Source organism: Pseudomonas gorinensis (assembly GCF_042015035.1).
Classification (GTDB): Bacteria; Pseudomonadota; Gammaproteobacteria; order Pseudomonadales; family Pseudomonadaceae; genus Aquipseudomonas; species Aquipseudomonas gorinensis.
Genome location: NZ_CP167125.1, coordinates 2,279,463 through 2,299,901 on the forward strand (window position 1 = coordinate 2,279,463; position 20,439 = coordinate 2,299,901).

At 62.9% G+C, this 20,439-nt stretch carries 21 protein-coding genes and 1 pseudogene; 13 read left to right on the top strand and 9 right to left on the bottom strand.

Annotation, left to right across the window (positions count from 1 at the left end; translation table 11 throughout):
• Positions 1-45 precede the first annotated feature (45 nt).
• Positions 46-375, bottom strand: a complete 330-nt coding sequence (locus tag AB7933_RS10460; RefSeq protein ID WP_024074260.1) for an EscU/YscU/HrcU family type III secretion system export apparatus switch protein — start codon at positions 373-375, stop codon at positions 46-48.
• Positions 372-1,949, bottom strand: coding sequence for a flagellar hook-length control protein FliK (locus AB7933_RS10465; protein ID WP_024074261.1), 1,578 nt, complete (start codon positions 1,947-1,949; stop codon positions 372-374). The genes AB7933_RS10460 and AB7933_RS10465 overlap by 4 nt, the downstream gene beginning before the upstream one ends.
• 199 nt (positions 1,950-2,148) lie before the next feature.
• Between AB7933_RS10465 and ccmA the strand changes: the two genes are divergently transcribed.
• The 12 genes and pseudogenes from ccmA (at position 2,149) to AB7933_RS10525 (ending at position 11,552) form a co-directional block, all read left to right on the top strand.
• Complete coding sequence (gene ccmA / locus AB7933_RS10470; protein WP_024074262.1) at positions 2,149-2,784, top strand: cytochrome c biogenesis heme-transporting ATPase CcmA; 636 nt, start codon at positions 2,149-2,151, stop codon at positions 2,782-2,784.
• A complete protein-coding gene (gene ccmB / locus AB7933_RS10475; protein ID WP_024074263.1) occupies positions 2,781-3,449 on the top strand; it encodes a heme exporter protein CcmB in 669 nt (222 codons plus the stop codon). Before ccmA ends, ccmB begins: the two co-directional genes overlap by 4 nt.
• A gap of 87 nt (positions 3,450-3,536) precedes the next feature.
• Positions 3,537-4,292: a heme ABC transporter permease gene (locus AB7933_RS10480; RefSeq protein WP_024074264.1), complete on the top strand. Its 756-nt coding sequence runs from the start codon at positions 3,537-3,539 to the stop codon at positions 4,290-4,292.
• Entirely contained in the window at positions 4,289-4,465 is a 177-nt protein-coding gene (gene ccmD / locus AB7933_RS10485) for a heme exporter protein CcmD (RefSeq protein WP_003172771.1), read from the top strand. The genes AB7933_RS10480 and ccmD overlap by 4 nt, the downstream gene beginning before the upstream one ends.
• Positions 4,462-4,917, top strand: a complete 456-nt coding sequence (gene ccmE, locus AB7933_RS10490; protein ID WP_024074265.1) for a cytochrome c maturation protein CcmE — start codon at positions 4,462-4,464, stop codon at positions 4,915-4,917. The genes ccmD and ccmE overlap by 4 nt, the downstream gene beginning before the upstream one ends.
• A gap of 3 nt (positions 4,918-4,920) precedes the next feature.
• A complete protein-coding gene (locus AB7933_RS10495; RefSeq protein ID WP_024074266.1) occupies positions 4,921-6,909 on the top strand; it encodes a heme lyase CcmF/NrfE family subunit in 1,989 nt (662 codons plus the stop codon).
• Positions 6,906-7,442: a DsbE family thiol:disulfide interchange protein gene (locus AB7933_RS10500; protein ID WP_024074267.1), complete on the top strand. Its 537-nt coding sequence runs from the start codon at positions 6,906-6,908 to the stop codon at positions 7,440-7,442. Before AB7933_RS10495 ends, AB7933_RS10500 begins: the two co-directional genes overlap by 4 nt.
• Positions 7,439-7,912 (top strand): cytochrome c-type biogenesis protein, encoded by a 474-nt coding sequence (locus AB7933_RS10505; protein WP_024074268.1) that lies wholly within the window; start codon positions 7,439-7,441, stop codon positions 7,910-7,912. Before AB7933_RS10500 ends, AB7933_RS10505 begins: the two co-directional genes overlap by 4 nt.
• Positions 7,905-9,095: a c-type cytochrome biogenesis protein CcmI gene (gene ccmI / locus AB7933_RS10510; protein WP_024074269.1), complete on the top strand. Its 1,191-nt coding sequence runs from the start codon at positions 7,905-7,907 to the stop codon at positions 9,093-9,095. The genes AB7933_RS10505 and ccmI overlap by 8 nt, the downstream gene beginning before the upstream one ends.
• A 15-nt stretch (positions 9,096-9,110) precedes the next feature.
• Complete coding sequence (locus AB7933_RS10515; protein WP_024074270.1) at positions 9,111-9,500, top strand: hypothetical protein; 390 nt, start codon at positions 9,111-9,113, stop codon at positions 9,498-9,500.
• 918 nt (positions 9,501-10,418) lie between these two features.
• Positions 10,419-10,991: a phosphonate metabolism protein/1,5-bisphosphokinase (PRPP-forming) PhnN gene (gene phnN / locus AB7933_RS10520; protein ID WP_024074272.1), complete on the top strand. Its 573-nt coding sequence runs from the start codon at positions 10,419-10,421 to the stop codon at positions 10,989-10,991.
• A 156-nt stretch (positions 10,992-11,147) separates the two neighbouring features.
• Positions 11,148-11,552 (top strand): annotated as a pseudogene (locus tag AB7933_RS10525) (type II toxin-antitoxin system HicB family antitoxin).
• On the opposite strand, the gene AB7933_RS10530 reads toward AB7933_RS10525, so the two are convergent.
• On the bottom strand, positions 11,549-12,745 hold the full coding sequence (locus tag AB7933_RS10530; protein ID WP_024074273.1) for an MFS transporter: 1,197 nt from the start codon (positions 12,743-12,745) through the stop codon (positions 11,549-11,551). The pseudogene AB7933_RS10525 and the gene AB7933_RS10530 sit on opposite strands and share 4 nt — an antisense overlap.
• A gap of 178 nt (positions 12,746-12,923) precedes the next feature.
• Between AB7933_RS10530 and AB7933_RS10535 the strand changes: the two genes are divergently transcribed.
• Complete coding sequence (locus AB7933_RS10535) at positions 12,924-13,538, top strand: DUF5666 domain-containing protein (protein ID WP_024074274.1); 615 nt, start codon at positions 12,924-12,926, stop codon at positions 13,536-13,538.
• Between the two features lie 128 nt (positions 13,539-13,666).
• Here the strand turns inward: AB7933_RS10535 and AB7933_RS10540 are convergent, their stop codons facing one another.
• The 6 genes from AB7933_RS10540 to AB7933_RS10565 form a co-directional block, all read right to left on the bottom strand.
• Positions 13,667-14,671, bottom strand: coding sequence for a sulfate ABC transporter substrate-binding protein (locus AB7933_RS10540; RefSeq protein ID WP_024074275.1), 1,005 nt, complete (start codon positions 14,669-14,671; stop codon positions 13,667-13,669).
• Positions 14,672-14,766: 95 nt separating this feature from the next.
• Positions 14,767-15,591 carry an ion transporter gene (locus AB7933_RS10545; protein WP_024074276.1) on the bottom strand — a complete coding sequence of 275 codons (825 nt, stop codon included), beginning with the start codon at positions 15,589-15,591 and terminating at the stop codon, positions 14,767-14,769.
• Between the two features lie 31 nt (positions 15,592-15,622).
• Positions 15,623-16,498 (bottom strand): urea transporter, encoded by an 876-nt coding sequence (locus AB7933_RS10550; protein ID WP_024074277.1) that lies wholly within the window; start codon positions 16,496-16,498, stop codon positions 15,623-15,625.
• Positions 16,499-16,548: 50 nt separating this feature from the next.
• Positions 16,549-17,964 (bottom strand): pyruvate kinase, encoded by a 1,416-nt coding sequence (gene pyk / locus AB7933_RS10555; RefSeq protein ID WP_024074278.1) that lies wholly within the window; start codon positions 17,962-17,964, stop codon positions 16,549-16,551.
• Positions 17,954-19,234 (bottom strand): glycerate kinase type-2 family protein, encoded by a 1,281-nt coding sequence (locus AB7933_RS10560; RefSeq protein WP_024074279.1) that lies wholly within the window; start codon positions 19,232-19,234, stop codon positions 17,954-17,956. Before AB7933_RS10560 ends, pyk begins: the two co-directional genes overlap by 11 nt.
• Positions 19,235-19,397: 163 nt before the next feature.
• Entirely contained in the window at positions 19,398-20,288 is an 891-nt protein-coding gene (locus AB7933_RS10565; RefSeq protein ID WP_024074280.1) for a 2-hydroxy-3-oxopropionate reductase, read from the bottom strand.
• Positions 20,289-20,439: the final 151 nt, after the last annotated feature.

Consider the following 20,439-nt stretch of genomic DNA (forward strand, 5'->3'; position numbering starts at 1 on the left):
GTCCACTGGCCACAATAAGTCCGCTGGCCACAAAGATGCGTACATTCAGTAATCGTCGCCACGCTCGGTCACATCCCGCTCCACGGGCCCGGCATCCGGGTCGTACCCCACCGGAAACTTGCCCTTCAACGTCCAGGCAAACGCAATGATCTCGGCGATCGTGCGGTACAACTCCTCCGGGATACTGTCCCCCAGTTCCATGCGCGCGAGCAGCTTTACCAGCTCGGCGTTTTCATAGATCGGCACTTCATTTTCCCGGGCCAACTTGAGTATCGCTTCGGCCAGGGCGTCGTCGCCCTTGGCGGTCAGGGTCGGCGCTTGCTGGCCGTCGTATTTGAGCGCAATTGCCTGGCGCGGCGGGTTGGAGTTTTTCATGCGGTTTCATCCACCCAGCGTTGTTCCAACCCGGTTTTTGGCCCACGGGGTGGCGTGCCCAGGTGGCAATCCAGATCGCCGACGTTGAGCCCCGATGACACCAGGCGCTCGCGCAGGCTGCCTAGGTGGCTCTCGATCAGGCTGGCGGTGAAGGGGCGCGAGGCCCACAACTGGCTGGACAGCTTGCCTTGGGTCAGTTGCGCCTGGACCTGCAACGGCCCCAGCGGCTCCATATCGAAGGCCAATTCGACGCGCCAAAGCATCTGCTTGGGGTCCTTCTTTTCTTTACGTTCAGGCTGTTCCTTGTCCGGCGTCGGCTCTTCACGCTGGAACTTGACCTGCAACGGCACGATGTCTTGCAACGTGCGCATGGGGATTTCCAGTTGCCAGGTGGTTTGCAGCCGGCCATCGGCAGTGGTACCGGTTTGCTCCAGGCTCGACAGCTGGTGGCTCTGCAGGCGCGAGATCGCCCCGGCGGCCAGGCGCAGCAGGTTTTCCAAGTCGCCTTCACCCTCCAGCTTTGCCATGAGCCGTTCGGGCAGCGGGAAACTGGCGGGTATTTGTCGGGCGCTGACCTGGCCCAGGGTGTTCAGCGGGCTACGCACAAAGTTCGGTAAGACCTGGGCCAGGGTGTTGGCAGCGAGGATGGCACTCAAGTTGGTGTTGGCCGGCAGGGCCGGTACCAGGTCGGCGACCAGGCGCAGCAGCGCGCCCTTCATATCCAACGGCGGTACCTGCGGGTTTTGCCCCGCGAGTAATTTGGCTTCGAGAAAGGCCCCGCTGTTCTGGATCACCTGCGCCAGCACCTTGGGGTTGCTGACCTGCGCCAGGTCGGGCAACGCGGCCAGCAAACGCTCGGCCGCCGCGCGCAGGTCGGCCGAGGTGCTGTCACTTTTCGGCAGGTTTTGCAGCGCAGTGAACACCACATCCAGCGAGCCCTGGCGACTTTGCTGGGTGGCGAGTTGCTGGGTGACCGCCAATTGATCCTTGAGCCCACTCAACGGCACGAAGTTCAGGGTTTGCGCGTTCTGCACCACGGCGCTGAGCAAACTGCCCACGCGCAAGGGTTGCGGGCTTTCCACGGTCAGCGTTGCGCCAGCCAAGGCGTTATTGAGCACGGTCACCAGCGATCGATAGATCGCCGGCTGCGTGGTGCCCTGGGGCAGGGCCTGGGTGGTCAGCACCTTGGCCTGCAGCAGGGTGCCTTCCGGCAGCTTGGACGTATCGATACGGGTCAGTGCGGCGACATTGGCGCTCAAGGCTTGTTGCAGGCTGATGGCCAGGTTGCCGGCCGGGGTCTGGCTGACCGATACGTTAGTGCCCAGCGGCAAGGGCTGCGGGCTGCTGGCCTGCACCAGGGTCTGGCGGCCACCGTCCAGGGTCAATTTGAGCAACAGCTGAAACGCCTCGCCCCCTTGTTTCAGGGCGAGAACCTCGGCGTTCACGGTTTTACCCGGGTCGATCAGCCCGATTTGCGGCTCCAGCAGTTTGAGCAAGGCGCCTGGGGCAGGCGCGGGGCTTTGCCCGGCCACCGGGGCGGGAGGAAGCGTAGGAAGGTTGATCTCACCGGTCATCGCGCGCGTCGTCTCTGGGAAATTGCCCTCTTTAGCGTAGGGCATCGCATGTATAATGCCGCCCGTCTGCAAAGAGAGCGGTAAAAACCTCACAACTATTTGATCCAGCTCTCTAAAATCGGTCGCCAAAGCCGTTATTGTGCTTCTTTCTATAACGGCCGCTGCACCGCCGACTTGAACCGTAAAGGCCCGCGATCTCTTGACCAGCCCTCTTCTTGAAGCCGTAGCGCTTGCCTGTGAACGCGACCTGCGCCTGCTGTTCGAACACCTCGAATTGCGTCTGGCGGGCGGTGACATGGTGCAGATCAGCGGCCCCAATGGCAGCGGCAAGACCAGCCTGTTACGCCTGCTGGCCGGGCTGATGCAGCCGACGGCCGGTGAAGTCCGGCTCAATGGCAAGCCGTTGAATGAACAGCGCACCGAGCTGGCCCGCAACCTGGTCTGGATCGGCCACGCCGCCGGTATCAAGGACGTGCTCAGCGCCGAAGAAAACCTCAGCTGGCTCAGCGCCCTGCATCACCCTGCCTCCCGCGATGCCATCTGGCAGGCCCTGGCCGCAGTCGGCCTCAAGGGCTTTGAAGACGTTCCCTGTCACACCCTGTCCGCTGGCCAACAGCGTCGCGTGGCCCTGGCGCGCCTGTACCTGCCGGGCCCGCCGTTGTGGATTCTCGACGAACCGTTCACCGCCCTCGATAAACAAGGCGTCGCCCAGCTCGAAGAGCACCTGGCCCGTCACTGCGAGCAGGGCGGCATGGTGGTGCTGACCACCCACCACACGCTGGTGCGTATGCCCGCCGGCTACCGTGACCTTGACCTGGGCCGGTGGTCGCTATGAGTGTGTTCGCCCTGCTGGTCGCACGCGAAGCGCGGTTGTTGTGCCGTCGCCCGGCGGAACTGGCCAACCCGCTGGTGTTCTTCGCGATTGTGATCGCATTGTTCCCGTTGGCCGTTGGCCCCGAGACTAAACTGTTGCAAACCTTGTCGCCGGGGCTGGTGTGGGTGGCGGCGCTTTTATCCGTCCTGCTCTCGCTGGATGGCCTGTTTCGCAGTGATTTCGAAGACGGTTCCCTCGAACAGTGGGTCCTTTCGTCGCACCCCCTGCCACTTCTGGTACTGGCCAAGGTACTGGCACACTGGGCTTTTTCCGGCCTGGCGCTGGTGCTGCTCTCGCCGTTGCTGGCGATGATGCTAGGGTTGCCCACTGAGTGCCTGCCGGTGTTGCTGCTTTCCTTGTTGCTCGGCACGCCGACCCTCAGCCTGTTGGGGGCGGTAGGCGCGGCGCTGACGGTAGGTTTGAAGCGCGGAGGCCTGTTGCTGGCGCTGTTGATTCTGCCGTTGTATATCCCGGTGTTGATCCTGGGCAGCGGCGCTTTGCAAGCCGCGCTCATGGGCATGCCGGCGACCGGTTACCTGCTGTGGCTGGGTAGCCTGACCGCCCTGGCGGTAACCCTGACACCCTTTGCTATAGCGGCCGGCCTGAAGATCAGCGTCGGCGAATAATGAGGTCTGGCCAAGCGTTCTAAACCTTAGCCAGTAAAGACCCTGAGCTTCCCGTGACGACGGGCAGCAACCGTGATGGAAACAGCAATGAACTGGACCTGGTTTCACAAGCTCGGCTCGCCTAAGTGGTTTTACGGCATCAGCGGCAAGCTGCTGCCGTGGTTGAGCGTCGCCGCCATTTTGCTGATCGGCATCGGCCTGGTCTGGGGCCTGGCCTTCGCGCCGCCGGACTACCAGCAAGGCAACAGCTTTCGCATCATCTATATCCATGTGCCCACCGCGATGCTGGCCCAATCCTGCTACGTGATGCTGGCGGTGTGCGGCATCGTCGGCCTGGTGTGGAAGATGAAGCTGGCGGACGTCGCCCTGCAATGCGCCGCACCCATCGGCGCGTGGATGACCGCCGTGGCGCTGGTCACGGGCGCGATCTGGGGCAAACCCACCTGGGGGTCGTGGTGGGTGTGGGATGCACGACTAACGTCCATGTTGATCCTGCTGTTCCTGTACTTCGGTCTGATTGCCCTGGGCAACGCGATCAGCAATCGTGACAGCGCCGCCAAGGCCTGCGCGGTGCTGGCGATTGTCGGCGTGATCAATATCCCGATCATCAAATACTCGGTGGAGTGGTGGAACACCCTGCACCAGGGCGCCACCTTCACCCTCACCGAAAAACCGGCCATGCCCGTGGAAATGTGGGCACCGCTGCTGCTGATGGTGCTGGGGTTCTACTGCTTCTTCGGCGCCGTGCTGCTGATGCGCATGCGCCTCGAAGTGCTCAAGCGTGAAGCCCGCACCACGTGGGTCAAGGCCGAAGTGCAAGCCAGCCTGGGAGCGCGTGGATGAGTTTTGCTTCTTTCAGTGATTTTCTCGCCATGGGCCACCATGGCCTGTATGTCTGGACGGCCTATGGCATCTGCCTGGCGGTGCTGGCCCTCAACGTCGCCGCGCCGATCCTGGCTCGCAAGCGTTACCTGCAACAAGAGGCGCGTCGTCTGCGCCGGGAGACCGAAAAGTGAATCCGCTGCGTAGAAAGCGTCTGTTGATCATCCTTGCCATCCTGGTGGGCGTCGGCATTGCCGTCGGCCTGGCCTTGAGTGCCCTGCAACAGAACATCAACCTGTTCTACACCCCGACCCAGATCGCCAATGGCGAAGCCCCGCAGGACACGCGCATCCGCGCCGGCGGCATGGTGGAGAAGGGCTCGCTCAAACGCTCCGGTGATTCCCTTGACGTCACCTTCGTGGTCACCGACTTCAACAAGGCCGTGACCATCACCTATCGCGGCATCCTCCCGGACCTGTTCCGCGAAGGCCAGGGCATTGTCGCCCTGGGCAAGCTCAACGCCGACGGCGTGGTGGTGGCCGATGAAGTGCTGGCCAAGCACGACGAGAAGTACATGCCGCCCGAGGTCACCAAGGCGTTGAAAGACAGCGGCCAACCCGCTCCAGCACCCGTCAAGGAGGGCTAAGTGATGACGTCCGCACTGTTTATTCCAGAGTTGGGCCAGTTGGCGATGATTCTCGCCCTGTGCTTTGCCATCGTGCAGGCCGTGGTGCCGTTGCTCGGCGCCTGGCGCGGCGATCGCCTGTGGATGAGCCTGGCGCAGCCGGCCGCCTGGGGCCAATGTGCATTCCTGGTCTTCGCGTTCGGCTGCCTGACCTACGCCTTTATGACCGACGACTTTTCTGTCGCCTACGTGGCCAATAACTCCAACAGCGCCTTGCCCTGGTACTACAAGTTCAGCGCCGTGTGGGGCGCCCACGAAGGGTCGTTGCTGCTGTGGGCCTTGATTCTCGGCGGCTGGACGTTCGCCGTGTCGATCTTCTCGCGGCAATTGCCACAGGTGATGCTGGCGCGGGTGCTGGCGGTGATGGGCATGATCAGCATCGGCTTCCTGCTGTTCCTGATCATGACCTCCAACCCGTTTACCCGCATCCTGCCGCAGATCCCGGCGGACGGGCATGACCTCAACCCGTTGTTGCAGGACATCGGCCTGATCGTGCATCCCCCGATGCTCTACATGGGGTACGTGGGTTTCTCGGTGGCTTTTGCCTTCGCCATTGCCGCCTTGCTCGGCGGGCGCCTGGATGCGGCCTGGGCGCGCTGGTCGCGGCCCTGGACCATCGTGGCCTGGGCCTTCCTCGGCATTGGCATCACCCTCGGCTCCTGGTGGGCCTACTACGAGCTCGGCTGGGGCGGCTGGTGGTTCTGGGACCCGGTGGAAAACGCCTCGTTCATGCCGTGGCTGGTGGGCACCGCGCTGATTCACTCCCTGGCCGTCACCGAAAAACGCGGCGTGTTCAAGAGCTGGACCGTGTTGCTGGCCATCGCGGCATTTTCCCTCAGCCTGCTCGGCACCTTCCTTGTGCGTTCGGGCGTACTGACTTCGGTGCATGCGTTCGCGTCTGATCCTGCGCGCGGCGTGTTTATCCTGATCTTCCTGCTGTGTGTGGTGGGGGGCTCACTGACCCTGTTCGCCCTGCGCGCGCCCGTGGTCAAGAGCCAGGTGGGCTTTAACCTGTGGTCGCGGGAAACCCTGTTGCTGGGCAATAACCTGGTGCTGGTGGTGGCCGCCTCGATGATCCTGCTCGGCACCCTGTACCCGCTGGTGCTGGATGCGCTGAGCGGCGCCAAGCTGTCCGTCGGCCCGCCGTACTTCAACGCGTTGTTTATCCCGTTGATGGGCCTGTTGATGGTGGTGATGGCGGTCGGCGTGCTGGTGCGCTGGAAAGACACCCCGGTCAAATGGCTGGCGGGCATGCTGATGCCAGTGCTGCTGGGCAGCGTCGCCTTGGCGGTGATCGCCGGAATCGCCTATGGCGATTTCAACTGGGCGGTACTGGCCACCTTCCTGCTCGCCGCCTGGGTGTTGCTGGCCGGTGTGCGCGATATTGTCGACAAGACCCGGCACAAGGGCCTGATCAATGGCCTGCCGACCCTGACCCGAAGCTACTGGGGCATGCAGATCGCCCACATCGGCATCGCCGTGTGCGCCCTGGGCGTCGTGCTCTCCAGCCAGAACAGCGCCGAGCGCGACCTGCGCCTGGCACCGGGCGAGTCCATGGACCTGGCCGGTTATCACTTCATCTTCGAAGGCGCCAAGCACTTCGAAGGGCCGAACTTCACCTCCGACAAAGGCACCATCCGCGTGGTGCGCAACGGTAAGGAAGTGGCCGTGCTGCACCCGGAAAAACGCTTGTATACCGTGCAGAGCTCGATGATGACCGAAGCCGGGATCGACGCCGGTTTCACCCGTGACCTCTACGTCGCCCTGGGTGAGCCACTGGGTGATGGCGCCTGGGCGGTGCGCGTGCATGTCAAACCGTTCGTGCGCTGGATCTGGTTCGGTGGGTTGATCACGGCGGTCGGTGGTTTGCTCGCGGCGCTGGACCGGCGCTATCGGGTCAAGGTCAAGAGCCGGGTGCGTGAAGCCCTCGGTCTGCAAGGAGCGGCGGTATGAAACGTTGGTTGATGGTCGTGCCGCTGGCGGTGTTCCTGCTGATGGCGGTGTTCCTGTATCGCGGGTTGTACCTGAACCCGGCCGAGTTGCCCTCGGCCATGATCGGCAAGCCGTTCCCTACCTTCAACCTGCCGACGGTACAGGGCGATAAAACCCTGACCCAGGCCGGCCTGCTGGGCAAACCGGCGCTGGTCAACGTGTGGGGCACCTGGTGCATCTCCTGCCGCGTCGAACACCCGGTGCTGAACAAGCTCGCCGAGAAGGGGGTGGTGATCTACGGCATCAACTACAAGGACGACAACGCGGCGGCCTTGAAATGGCTGGCCGAGTTCCACAACCCATACCAGTTGGATATCCGCGATGAAGACGGCAACCTCGGTTTGAACCTCGGCGTCTACGGTGCCCCGGAAACCTTCTTTATCGACGCCAAGGGTGTGATTCGCGACAAATACGTCGGCGTGATCGACGAGGTGGTGTGGCGTGAGCAACTGGCCGCCAAGTACCAGGCACTGGTCGACGAGGCCAAGCCATGAAGCGTCTGTTAGCCGCTGCCGTACTGGCGCTGGGCTTGGCCGGTGTGGCCCATGCCGCCATCGACACGTACGAATTTGCCAAGGACGCTGACCGCGAACGTTTCCGCGAATTGACCAAGGAACTGCGCTGCCCCAAGTGCCAGAACCAGGACATTGCCGATTCCAACGCGCCGATCGCCGCCGACCTGCGCAAAGAGATCTTCCGCATGCTGGGGGAGGGCAAGGACAACCAGCAGATCATCGACTTCATGGTCGACCGCTACGGTGATTTCGTGCGCTACAAACCGGCCCTCACCGGCAAGACCGCGCTGCTCTGGTTCGGCCCCGCCGGGCTGCTGCTGACCGGGGTGGTCGTCATGGCCGTGATTGTCCGCCGTCGCCGCGCCGCGCCTACCGATGGCTCCGACGCGCTATCCCCCGAAGAGCGTAAACGCCTCGACCAATTGCTGGACACCAAGACTGATGATTGATTTCTGGCTCGCAGCCGGGTTGCTGCTTCTGATTGCCCTGAGTTTCCTATTGATCCCTGTGTTGCGCGGCCGCCGTGCCCAGCGTGAAGAGGACCGCACCGCGCTGAACGTGGCGCTCTACCAAGAACGCGTGGCCGAGCTGCAAGTGCAGCAGGACGAAGGCGTACTCAACGCCGCGCAACTCGACACCGGCCGCGCCGAAGCTGCCCGCGAGCTGCTGGCCGACACCGAAGGCGTGGAAAAACCCCGCGAGTCGCGCCTGGGCAAACCCTTGCCATTGTTGGCGGCGTTCCTGGTGCCGGTGCTGGGCGTTGTGCTTTACCTGCATTATGGCGCCAGCGACAAGGTCGAACTGACCCGCGAATTCTCCCAGCCGCCGGTGTCCATGCAAGACATGACCCGCCGCCTGGAACGCGCTGCCGCCGCGCAACCGGACTCTGCCGAAGGCCTGTACTTCCTCGGGCGTGCCTACATGGCACAAGACCGTTCGGCCGATGCCGCCAAAGTCTTCGAGCGCACCGTGGCCCTGGCCGGGCGCCAGCCTGAGCTGTTGGGGCAATGGGCCCAGGCCCAGTACTTCGCCGACAACAAACAGTGGTCGCCCAAAATCCAGGCCCTGACCGACGAAGCCCTGAAGCTGGACCCCAAGGAAGTCACCAGCCTCGGCCTGCTCGGTATTGCCGCGTTTGAAGGCCAGCGCTATCAGGAAGCGATCGACTACTGGAGCCGCCTGCTGGCCCAACTGCCCCCGGAAGATAATTCCCGTGTCGCCCTGCAAGGCGGGATTGACCGCGCGGCAGAGAAGCTGAAAGAGAGCGGTGGCACCGTCGCCCAAGCGCCTAAGGCGACGCTGAAAGTTCGCGTGGATCTGTCCGCCGACGTGAAGGCCAAATCCCTGCCGGGCGACAGCGTTTTCATCTTCGCCCGCGCGGTCTCTGGCCCGCCGGCGCCTTTGGCGGCCAAGCGCGTGACCGTCGCCGACTTGCCCGTCACCGTCGAACTGGGCGATGCCGACGCGATGATGCCGCAGTTGAAACTGTCCAACTTCCCCGAAGTCCAACTGGTTGCGCGCATATCCCGGGCCGGTCAACCGACCACAGGCGAATGGATCGGCCGCAGCCAACCCCTGGCCAGCAGCACCACTGCGCTGCAGCAGCTGACCATCGACAGTCCGGACCAGTAATTCGAGGAAACGCCTATGACCGCATTTGCACGTATCACCTTGCTCAGCCTGGTACTGGGGCTGAGCGCTTGTGCGGTCCACCGACCTCCCGCGCCCACCGGCCCGACCATCCCCCCGGGCCCATCGACCCAGCCGAGCACCAGGCCCTCCGGCCCGGTGACCCCGGCACCGAAACCTGTGCCAACCTCGTCACCCACCTTCGCCCCGCCCCCCGGCGCCGCCAGCCACTGGGACGGCAAGATGCAGGTATACGTACTGGACGACCAGCCTGACACCTTCTACCGCCAGCGCACCTACTACCGCTGGAGCAACGGCTGGAGCCGTTCCATCAGCCCGAACGGGCCTTGGGAAGACACCGACGTGCACGGCGTGCCGCCGGGGTTGAGCAGGCAGTACGCCCAATGACAAAAGGCGACCTTCGGGTAATGCCAGTCATTACCCTGTAACTGTGCCGAGCGTGCTTGTTGTGGCGAGCGGGCTTGCCCTAATGCCGTTCAGTTAAGGCTTTTTTGTAGGAGCGAGCTTGCTCGCGAAGAACTCACAGGCGCCGCGTTCACTCAGGAAACACGCGTTATCGTTGACGTTTTTCGCGAGCAAGCTCGCTCCTACAGAAGGCGATGTACGCTTAACTGAACGGCATTAGGGCTTGCCCGCGTTGGGCTGCGAAGCAGCAGCCAAAACCTGGCGATTTAATATGCCTGGAGAAACGCGGTGGCCTTATTGGGGCCGCTTCGCAGCCCACGCGGGGCAAGCCCGCTCGCCACAACAAGCCCGCTCGCCACAGGTTACTCTTTGTTCGTTCTATCTCTTGACTGACTGGCATCAGGGTTTAGATCTGCGCGCTATCAAGCCACGGCGCGGTGAGGTGATCGAACGCCACCCGAAATCTGTGTAGGGCCGGTCCTAACGATGAGGCGGCATAAGAAAGAACGAGCCGTACGCAGATTGGGCGCCGGGGGATGGAAACCCGGCAGGGGCATGCCCTCCTGCGTACAGCTCGCTCGACATCATGCGTGCCCGATCCAGGGTGAGCCGTAGGAAAAGTCTTGTTTTGCCCCGGCTCAGGCTATATCGGCGGATCTGCCGGCATTCCCTCGCTGCTGGGTCGGTATGGAATCGACCGCTTTCGCCCAATGATGGCCGCGTCGAACGTGATGCGCGGTGGGGCGTACTCGGGTAGTGTGGCCACCTCCGGCCTGGCGACCCAACGGTTGCTGGATAGACTTTCCAGTGATGACGACGCGAGCAGCCGACGGCAAGCCCAGAGCTGTAAAGGCGTCCTGTAGTGCAATACATATGGCGACAAGCAAAGAGGGTGTTTTCATGGCAGGCAGGTTGATCTATCTCATCGGGCCATCGGGTTCGGGCAAGGACAGCCTGCTGGATGCGGCACGACCCCGCTTGGCCGAGCGCGGCTGCCGCTTGGTGCGCCGCGTGATTACCCGTTCGGCGGAAGCCGTGGGCGAGGCCGCGCAAGGGGTAAGCCCCGAACAGTTTGCCGCGATGGAGGCCGAGGGCGCGTTTGCCCTGAGCTGGCAGGCCAATGGGCTGTCCTACGGGATTCCCAGGCAAATTGACGAGTGGCTGGCGGCGGGGGAGGACGTGTTGGTCAATGGCTCCCGTGCGCACCTGGCGCAAACCCGTGAGCGCTACCCGACGTTGCTGGTGTTGTTGCTGACGGTTGACCAGGTCGTGTTGCGCCAGCGCCTGATTGCGCGTGGGCGTGAGTCTTTGCCAGATATTGAAGAACGCCTGGCGCGCAATGCGCGGTTCACCGCGCAACTGATCGCCGGCAATGAGGCAGGACTGTTTGTGCTGGATAACTCCGGCCCATTGGAGCACACCGTCGAGCGTCTGCTGTGCTGCCTCGACCAAGGGCACTCGGCGTGTGCTTGACCCTGCTGGGCCGGTAACGCGCGGCAAATCCCGGTCGAGTGCGCCGGCGCGTACCGGGGGTTTTCAGGGTGTGCCCCATGCCGACCCTTACGACTATTACGCACGTTTGCGCCGCGTCGACGAGCTGCTATTCGACAAGTTTTAAGGAGAGCATTCATGCAATACCCAATCTGTATCGAATGAGGCGATGACTTCACCGCTACCGGTATCCAGATCCCCGATATTCCAGGCGCCGTCACTGCCGGGGACAGTTTTGAAGAGGCGTACAACGCTGCTGTGGAGGTCGCGCACATCCGGCTGCAGGAGATCGCCGCAGAGGGTGGGGTGATTCCGATGCCCACGTCGGTGGCCGATCATTACGCCCACGCAGACTATGCGGGGATGGGCTGGGGGATGCTGGAGTTGGACATCTCGCCCTATCTGGGCAAGACCGAGAAGGTCAATGTGACCTTGCCCGGCTATGTCATCCAGCGCATCGACCGGTATGTGCGCGAGCACAAGGTCAAAAGCCGCTCGTCATTTCTGGCGGACGCGGCTTTGGAGAAGTTGGTGCGCTCTTAGGCGGTGGCGACCGCCGCCTGCCGCGATGCACTGAGGAAGCGCAGTAACGCCAGCAACGGAAACGCGCTGCCTACCAGCATCACGCCCAGCCAGCCGCCGTGTTCGTACACGCTGCTGGCAATCGCCGAACCGAAGGCGCCGCCGATGAAAATGCTGGTCATGTACAGCGCGTTCAGGCGGCTGCGGCTGTTGGCGTCAAGGGCGTAGATGGCGCGTTGGCCGAGGACCATGTTCATCTGTACGCAGAAGTCCAGGACCACGCCGGTCACCGCCAGGCCGATCACGCTGTACAGCGGGTGGACGAAGGCCGGCAGGAAGCTCAACACCGCAAAGATCATGGCCAGCAGCGAAGCACGGTGGGTGTGGCCGGCATCGGCCAGGCGCCCGGCGATGGGGGCGGCGATGGCACCGATGGCGCCGACCAGGGCGAAGATCGCAATCTGGGTCTGGCTCAGGCCGTGGTTGCGCACCAACTCCAGCGGGGCGGCGGTCCAGAACAGGCTGAAGGTGGCGAACATGCAGCCTTGATAAAAGGCGCGTTGGCGCAGCAGCGGTTGATCACGCAGCAAGGTGCCGAGGGAGCGCAGCAGTTGGCCGTAACTGGCGGAGTGATCCGGTTGACGCTTGGGGATGGTCAGCATCAGCACCACGCTGATAAACGCCATCAACGCTGCCGCCGCCATGAACATCGCCCTCCAGCCAAAATGATCCGCCACCACGCTGGACACCGGCCGTGCCAGCAGGATGCCCAGCAGCAGGCCGCCCATGATGCTGCCCACCACCCGTCCCCGCGACTCGGCCGGCGCCAGGTGCGCGGCCAATGGGATCAGGATCTGCACCGACACCGAACTGAAGCCGATCAGCAGCGACACCAGCAGGAACAAGTTCGGCTGCTCGGTGAACGCCGCGCCCAACAGGCTGGCAATGGCTACCACGGTGGTGGCGATCATCAGCTTGCGGTTCTCCAGCAAGTCACCCAGGGGGACCAGGAAAAACAGGCCCAGGGCGTAGCCGATTTGCGTCAGCGATACGATCAGGCTGGCCATCGCCGGCGTCAGGCCGATGTCCGGTGCGATGAGTTCGATGATCGGTTGTGCATAGTAGATATTGGCGACGATGGCGCCGCAGCAAAACGCAAACAGCATCACCATCCCGCGGGTCATGGTGCTTGCAGCGTGTGAGGTAGCGTTCATGGTGTTCTCATAAAAGCGAAGGAAGATGGCGAGCGAGAATAAAGACAAGGCCCGGCGGGCAGTAGGCCGTTTGTGGTGATAACACTCATGCCGGGCATTAATGACTGAAACGTTAATTTTCGGGTCGAAGGGCAATGATACATTCAGTCATAACTGCCGAAACAGGAAATCCAGTGCCATGAAGATCACGCTGAACAAGATGCTCCTGGCGTCAAGCCTGGCCGCCGCGATGGCCGTCGGCCTCGCCCACGCCGCGGAGGCGCCGCGGGTTGGCGTGCGCGGCGCCATCACCGCGATGGACGGCGACGCCATGCACGTCAAGGTCAACAGTGGTGAAGAGGTGACTGTGCACCTGACCCAGGCCACCCAGGTCCGCGCCGTGACCCTGGCCAAGATCGATGAGATCAAACCGGGCAGCTACATCGGCTCGGCCGCCATGCCCAACGCCGACGGCACCCTGACCGCCCTGGAAGTCCACGTGTTCCCACCGGCGATGGCCGGCACGGGTGACGGGCATCGGGCGTTCGACCTGAAGGAAGGCAGCAGCATGACCAACGGCACCGTCGGCGACCTGGTCGTCAGTAACGGGCGCACGTTGACGGTGAAGTACAAGGGCGGCGAGCAGAAGATTGTGGTGCCGGAGGATGTGCCGATCGTCAACCTGGAGCCAGGAGACCGTAGCTTGCTCAAACCGGGGGTCAAGGTGGTGTTGTTCGCGGCACAGGGCAAGGATGGAACGATCACGGCCCAGGCGATTTCCGCCGGCAAGGATGGCGTGACACCACCGATGTAACACCAACCACAAAACTAAATGTGGGAGGGGGCTTGCCCCCGATGGCGGAGTGTCAGTCGACAGATGTCTCACTGATGCACTGCCATCGGGGGCAAGCCCCCTCCCACATGTTTACCGCGTTTCTTCAGTTATTGACCGGAATAGATCTGGTCGAACACCCCACCATCATTGAAGTGGGTCTTCTGCACGGTACGCCAGTCACCAAAGGTCTTCTCCACCGACAGGAAGTCGACTTTCGGGAAGCGGTCGGTGTACTTGGCCAGCACCTTCGGGTCACGTGGGCGCAGGTAGTTGTTGGCCGCGATTTCCTGGCCTTCTGGCGACCACAGGTACTTCAGGTAATCTTCAGCGGCCACGCGGGTGCCTTTTTTCTCGACCACTTTGTCGACCACGGACACCGGCGGCTCGGCCTCGGCGGAGACGCTTGGGTAGATCACTTCGAATTGATCACGGCCGAATTCACGGGCGATCATTTCCGCTTCGTTTTCAAAGGTCACCAGCACGTCGCCGATCTGGTTGGTCATGAACGTGGTGGTGGCTGCACGGCCGCCGGTATCCAGCACTGGCGCTTGCTTGAACAGCTTGCCGACAAACGCCTTGGCCTTCTCTTCATCACCGCCGTTCTTGAGCACATAACCCCAGGCCGACAGGTAGGTGTAGCGGCCGTTACCCGAGGTTTTCGGGTTGGGCACGATCACTTGCACGCCATCCTTGAGCAGGTCAGGCCAGTCTTTCAGGGCTTTGGGGTTGCCCTTGCGCACGATAAACACGGTGGCGGAGGTGAACGGCGCGCTGTTGTTCGGCAGGCGCGTTACCCAGTTGTCCGGTACCAGCTTGCCGTTGTCGACCAGGGCGTTGATGTCAGTGGCCATATTCATGGTGATCACGTCAGCCGGCAGGCCGTCGATCACCGAGCGCGCTTGTTTGCTGGAACCGCCGAAGGACATCTGCAACGTCAGCTTGTCGTTCGGGTGTTCGGCTTCCCAGTGCTTCTGGAAGGCGGCGTTGTAGTCCTTGTAGAAGTCGCGCATCACGTCATAGGAGACGTTGAGCAGGGTGACCGGTGCAGCCTGGACGGCGCCCGCCAGGGCAAGGCCGGCGGCCAGGAGAGAGGCGCTAACGAATTTTTTCACTGCTCATTCCTTGTTGTTCGAGAAGAGGGGGAGGCACATTGCCAGCGACTATAGCTGGGGCGGCATAGTCGTTTAAAGATTAAAAAGAACTTTGCTTATTCCACTTTCTTAAAAAGATTGCTGCCGCAGCGCGAGCAAAATGCTGCGTTGGGCTCGTGGCTGTCCTTCTTGCACACCGGGCAGTCGGTGTGCAGTTGCTCGCCACGCATGGCACTGGCCAGCTCCGCGGTAAAAATACCCGTGGGCACGGCAATGATCGAGTAACCGGTGATCATCACCAGCGAGGAAATCACCTGGCCCAGCGGTGTCTTTGGCACGATATCGCCGAAGCCCACGGTGGTCAGGGTCACGATCGCCCAATAGATGCCTTTGGGGATACTGGTAAAGCCGTGTTCCGGGCCTTCGATCACGTACATCAAGGTGCCGAACACCGTCACCAGGGTGCACACGCTCACCAGGAACACCACAATCTTCTGCTTGCTGCCGCGCAGCGCCGCCATCAGGTAGTTGGCCTGCTTGAGGTAGGGGCTGAGCTTGAGCACGCGGAAAATCCGCAGCATGCGGATGATGCGGATGATCAGCAGGTACTGCGCGTCGCTGTAATACAGCGCAAGGATGCCGGGCACGATGGCGAGCAAATCCACCAGCCCGTAAAAGCTGAAGGCGTAGCGCAACGGCTTGGGCGAGCAGTACAGGCGCAACCCGTACTCGATCAGGAAGATCAGCGTAAAGCCCCATTCAATGTAGGCCAGCACATCGGCGTAGTTCTGGTGGATCTGGTCGATGCTGTCGAGCATCACGATCACCAGGCTGGCGAGGATGATCAACAGCAGGATGCCGTCGAAGCGCCGTCCGGCGACGGTGTCGCTCTGAAAAACCATGACGTAGAGTCGCTGGCGCCAGTCGTTGTTGCTGTCCATAAAGCCCGCCTGAATCGAATATCGAGCAAGCCTAGGGGGATTCAAAGGGGCTGTCCATGCGCGGTTTCCGAAGCGCGCGAAGGCTGGCGCGCACCAGCCAGCAGGCGAGGATGAACGGCGCGGTCAGCGCTGGCAGGTGCAGGGCGGCAAAGCCGGGCGCGAGGATGATGGCCAGCAGGATGCCAAGCAGCGGCAGCCACGCTTGGCAACGCACCTGGCTGAGCGCCAACGCCGCCAGCGCGGGGTTGTAGCTGTGCAGGCCGAGCAGGGCGCTGGTGGGCTCCTTCAGCCACAGCGCAAGCAGCACGCCGGCACTGGTGCCGGTCAAGGCCCATATCGCGGAGCGTCGATTCGCCAGCCACAGGCCGAGGGCAATCAGGGCGCCGGCCTGGGGCTGATCCAACAGCATGATTTGCGCGAGCCCGGTCAACGGCGCGGCGCTGAGGGAAACGATGTCGGGTTGGGCCGTGGTAAGCGTGCTCGCGGGGACTGTTCCCAGCAGCAACCAACCCAGGCCGACAAAAGGCGCGGTATAGGCCGGCAAGTCATCGGGCTGGCTGGCGCGTTTCAACCATTGCCGCATCAGGATCGCACTCAAGCCGCTGCACGCCAGGATCAACGGTGGCAGCACGGCCGTCCAGGCGAACTGCTGACTGATCAACACGCCCACTAACACGCCGTTGTAGCTATAAAGCCCGGCCTGGCGCTCAGCCTTGGGATAACCGCGACGCTGGGCCGTGAGCAAGCCCGCCACGCCACCCAGCAGCGCGCCACCGAGCAAAGCCGGGGCGCCGATCAGGATCGCCAGCAGGCACAGCAGGCCGCACAGCGGATGGCGTTGCAGGACAATCTGGCTGAAGCCGTTGAGCAGGGCTTCGGCCCAATCGGGGCAGGTTGGGTTGGGCATGGTGGGTATTCAGTGGGACCGAGTTGCCCCCGATGGGGCCCTGACAGGCGCTAGATCAGCGTCTCGATGCGCAGCGAGTTGGTCGACCCCGGCTGCCCAAATGGCACCCCGGCGGTAATCACCAAGGTATCCCCGCGTTGCGCCATGCCCTGGGCCTGGGCGATCTCCAGCGCCGTCGAGCACACTTCATCCACCTGGCGCAGCCGGTCATTGACCACCGAGTGCACGCCCCACGCCACGCTCAAACGTCGCGCGGTCGAGAGGTTCGGCGTGAGGTTGAGGATCGGCGCCACCGGCCGTTCCCGCGCCGCGCGCAAGCTGGAGCTGCCCGACTCGCTGTAGTTCACCAGCACCGCCACCGGCAGGATGCTGCTGATGCGCCGGATCGCGCAGCTGATGGCATCCGACACCGTGGCATCCGCCTTGGGCCGGCTGACGTCGAGTTGGGCCTGGTAGTCCGGGCCGTTTTCCACCTGGCGGATGATCTTGCTCATCATCTGCACGGCTTCCAGTGGGTACTCGCCCGACGCCGTCTCCGCCGACAGCATCACCGCATCTGCGCCTTCGGCTACCGCATTGGCAACATCGGTGACTTCGGCGCGGGTCGGCGCCGGGGAGAAGCGCATGGATTCAAGCATCTGCGTGGCCACCACCACCGGTTTGCCCAACTGGCGGCAGGTGCTGATGATGTCCTTCTGGATTTGCGGCACGCTTTCGGCCGGTACCTCCACGCCCAGGTCGCCTCTGGCCACCATGATCGCATCGCTCAGTTCGGCAATTTCGTGCAGGCGCTGCACGGCCGAAGGCTTCTCGATCTTGGCCATCAGGAAGGCTTTGTCGCCAATCAGCTCGCGGGCTTCGCGGATGTCTTCCGGGCGCTGTACGAATGACAGTGCCACCCAGTCCACGCCCAGCTCCAGGCCGAAACTCAGGTCACGACGATCCTTGGCGGTCAGCGGGCTGAGTTCCAGCAGCGCCTGTGGGACGTTCACGCCTTTGCGGTCAGACAGTTCGCCGCCATTGAGTACGGTGGTGTCGATGGCATCGGTGTGCCTGGTGATCACCCGCAGGCGCAGTTTGCCGTCGTCCAGCAGCAGGTCCATGCCCGGTTCCAGGGCCTTGATGATTTCCGGGTGGGGCAGGTTGACCCGGCACTGGTCGCCCGGCGTCGGGTCCAGGTCCAGGCGCAACGCCTGGCCACGCACCAGTTGCACTTTGCCCTCGGCAAAACGCCCGACCCGCAGCTTCGGCCCTTGCAGGTCCATGAGGATGCCCAACGGGTAATTGAGCTGGCGCTCCACCTGGCGAATCCATTGGTAGCGCTGGGCGTGATCGGCATGCTCGCCGTGGCTGAAGTTGAGGCGGAAGATATTCACCCCGGCTTCCACCAGTTCGCGGATGTGATCGATACCGTCGGTGGCCGGGCCCAGGGTGGCGAGGATTTTGACTTTCTTGTCAGGCGTCATGTTGGGCAGTCTCAAGAATCAGAATGGCGCGAAAATCGTTGACGTTGGTGCGGGTCGGTTCGGTGATGATCAAGCCGTCGAGGGCGGCGAAGTAGCCGTAGCCGTTGTTGTTATCCAACTCATCGCTGGCTGAAAGGCCCAGCGCTTCGGCACGCGCGTAACTGCACGGGGTCATGATGGCGCCGGCGTTGTCTTCCGAGCCGTCGATGCCGTCAGTGTCGCCGGCCAGGGCGTACACGCCGGGCAAGCCCTTGAGGCTATCGGTGAGGCTCAGCAGGAATTCCGCATTGCGCCCGCCACGGCCATCGCCACGTACGGTGACGGTGGTTTCGCCCCCCGAGAGGATCACGCACGGCGCCGCCAGCGGTTGGCCGTGCTGCACGATCTGCCGCGCGATACCGGCGTGCACCTTGGCCACCTCCCGCGCTTCGCCTTCGAGGTCGCCGAGGATCAGCGGGCTGAAACCGGCCTGGCGCACTTTAACCGCGACGGCTTCCAGGGATTGCTGGGGGCGGGCGATCAGTTGGAAGTGGCTGCGGGTCAGTATCGGGTCGCCGGGCTTGATGGTTTCTGACGCCGGGTTTTGCAACCAGCTGCGCACGGATGCCGGGGTGTCGATGCCGTAGCGGTTGAGGATCGCCAGGGCCTGTTGTGACGTACTTGGGTCGCCAACGGTCGGGCCGGAAGCGATGACCGTGGCCTGGTCACCCGGCACATCGGAAATTGCATAGGTATAGACCGTCGCCGGCCAGGCGGCCTTGGCCAGCCGCCCGCCCTTGATCGCCGAGAGATGCTTGCGTACGCAGTTCATCTCGCCGATGGTCGCGCCGGACTTGAGCAGGGCCTTGTTGACGGCCTGTTTGTCGGCCAGGCTGATGCCTTCGGCGGGCAGGGCCAGCAGGGCAGAGCCGCCGCCAGAGAGCAGGAAGATCACGCGGTCGTCTTCGCCAAGGTGGCTGATCAGTTCGAGCACTCGCTTGGCCACGGCCAGTCCGGCCGCATCCGGGACCGGATGTGCGGCTTCGACCACTTCGATTTTCTGGCACGGCGCGCCGTGGCCATAGCGGGTGACCACCAGGCCGCTGACTTCACCTTGCCAGCAATTTTCCACCACCAGCGCCATGGCGGCCGCGGCTTTGCCGGCGCCGATCACGATCACCCGACCGCTGCGGTCGGCGGGCAGGTAGGGTTCAAGGACTTGCCGGGGGTGGGCAGCGTCGATGGCTGTGGCAAACAGCTCGCGAAGCAGGTGTTGCGGATCGACCGACATAAGCGGGCTCCGGGGAATTTTTATTATTGGAAAGGTGGTGCAACCTGTAGGAGCGAGCTTGCTCGCGAAGGTCGTTAACGATAACGCGGGTAACCTGATACCCAGTGGCGCTCTCGGGTTTTTCGCGAGCGCGCTCGCTCCTACAGGGGGCTGTGTAGAGGGGTTATTTATCGCGAATCGAGAAATTCGCCATATGCTCCAACCCCTTGATCAACGCCGAGTGATCCCAGTTACCGCCGCCAATCGCCGTGCAGGTGCTGAATACCTGTTGGGTGCCGGCGGTGTTCGGCAGGTTGATCCCCAGTTCCTTGGCCCCGGCCAGCGCCAGGTTCAGGTCCTTCTGATGCAGGTTGATGCGAAAGCCCGGATCGAAGGTGCCCTTGATCATGCGTTCGCCGTGCACTTCGAGGATCTTCGACGAGGCAAAGCCACCCATCAGCGCTTCACGTACCTTGGCCGGGTCGGCGCCGTTTTTGGCCGCGAACAGCAGCGCTTCGGCCACCGCCTGGATATTCAGCGCGACGATGATCTGGTTGGCCACCTTGGCGGTCTGGCCATCGCCATTGCCACCGACCAGGGTGATGTTCTTGCCCATGGCCTGGAACAGCGGCAGGGCACGCTCAAAGGTCTGCGGTTCGCCGCCGACCATGATGCTCAAGGTGCCGGCCTTGGCGCCGACTTCACCGCCGGACACCGGGGCATCCAGGTACTGTGCGCCGGTCTCGTTGATCTTGGCGGCGAACGCTTTGGTCGCAGTGGGCGAGATCGAGCTCATGTCGATCACCACCTTGTTCGGCGACAACCCGGCAGCCACGCCGTCGGCGCGGAACAGCACGTCATCGACCTGCGGAGTGTCGGGCACCATGACGATGATGAACTCGGCTTCCTGGGCAACTTGCTGCGGGTTGGCCAGGGCCACGGCACCGGCTGCGATCAGTGCTTCTGGCGCCTTGCCGTGATGCTCGGACAGGAACAGTTGGTGACCGGCTTTTTGCAGGTTGGCAGCCATGGGTTGGCCCATGATGCCGGTGCCGATAAATCCGATTTTAGCCATGATGAAATCCTCTTTTTATTAGTGCGGTCCGCCAGACACCGCAGATTCAAGGTGGGAGGGGGCTTGCTCCCGATAGCGGTGTGTTAGACGAAATGGTGTTGACTGACTCGCCGCCATCGGGGGCAAGCCCCCTCCCACATTTTGGTTTTGG

Excerpts from the sequence above, each read along its gene's own strand:
- AB7933_RS10460 (WP_024074260.1), bottom strand. The coding sequence starts at position 375 with ATGAAAAACTCCAACCCGCCGCGCCAGGCAATTGCGCTCAAATACGAC.
- AB7933_RS10465 (WP_024074261.1), bottom strand. The coding sequence starts at position 1,949 with ATGACCGGTGAGATCAACCTTCCTACGCTTCCTCCCGCCCCGGTGGCC.
- ccmB (WP_024074263.1), top strand. The coding sequence starts at position 2,781 with ATGAGTGTGTTCGCCCTGCTGGTCGCACGCGAAGCGCGGTTGTTGTGC.
- AB7933_RS10480 (WP_024074264.1), top strand. The coding sequence starts at position 3,537 with ATGAACTGGACCTGGTTTCACAAGCTCGGCTCGCCTAAGTGGTTTTAC.
- ccmD (WP_003172771.1), top strand. The coding sequence starts at position 4,289 with ATGAGTTTTGCTTCTTTCAGTGATTTTCTCGCCATGGGCCACCATGGC.
- AB7933_RS10495 (WP_024074266.1), top strand. The coding sequence starts at position 4,921 with ATGACGTCCGCACTGTTTATTCCAGAGTTGGGCCAGTTGGCGATGATT.
- AB7933_RS10500 (WP_024074267.1), top strand. The coding sequence starts at position 6,906 with ATGAAACGTTGGTTGATGGTCGTGCCGCTGGCGGTGTTCCTGCTGATG.
- AB7933_RS10505 (WP_024074268.1), top strand. The coding sequence starts at position 7,439 with ATGAAGCGTCTGTTAGCCGCTGCCGTACTGGCGCTGGGCTTGGCCGGT.
- ccmI (WP_024074269.1), top strand. The coding sequence starts at position 7,905 with ATGATTGATTTCTGGCTCGCAGCCGGGTTGCTGCTTCTGATTGCCCTG.
- AB7933_RS10515 (WP_024074270.1), top strand. The coding sequence starts at position 9,111 with ATGACCGCATTTGCACGTATCACCTTGCTCAGCCTGGTACTGGGGCTG.
- phnN (WP_024074272.1), top strand. The coding sequence starts at position 10,419 with ATGGCAGGCAGGTTGATCTATCTCATCGGGCCATCGGGTTCGGGCAAG.
- AB7933_RS10530 (WP_024074273.1), bottom strand. The coding sequence starts at position 12,745 with ATGAACGCTACCTCACACGCTGCAAGCACCATGACCCGCGGGATGGTG.
- AB7933_RS10535 (WP_024074274.1), top strand. The coding sequence starts at position 12,924 with ATGAAGATCACGCTGAACAAGATGCTCCTGGCGTCAAGCCTGGCCGCC.
- AB7933_RS10545 (WP_024074276.1), bottom strand. The coding sequence starts at position 15,591 with ATGGACAGCAACAACGACTGGCGCCAGCGACTCTACGTCATGGTTTTT.
- AB7933_RS10550 (WP_024074277.1), bottom strand. The coding sequence starts at position 16,498 with ATGCCCAACCCAACCTGCCCCGATTGGGCCGAAGCCCTGCTCAACGGC.
- pyk (WP_024074278.1), bottom strand. The coding sequence starts at position 17,964 with ATGACGCCTGACAAGAAAGTCAAAATCCTCGCCACCCTGGGCCCGGCC.
- AB7933_RS10560 (WP_024074279.1), bottom strand. The coding sequence starts at position 19,234 with ATGTCGGTCGATCCGCAACACCTGCTTCGCGAGCTGTTTGCCACAGCC.
- AB7933_RS10565 (WP_024074280.1), bottom strand. The coding sequence starts at position 20,288 with ATGGCTAAAATCGGATTTATCGGCACCGGCATCATGGGCCAACCCATG.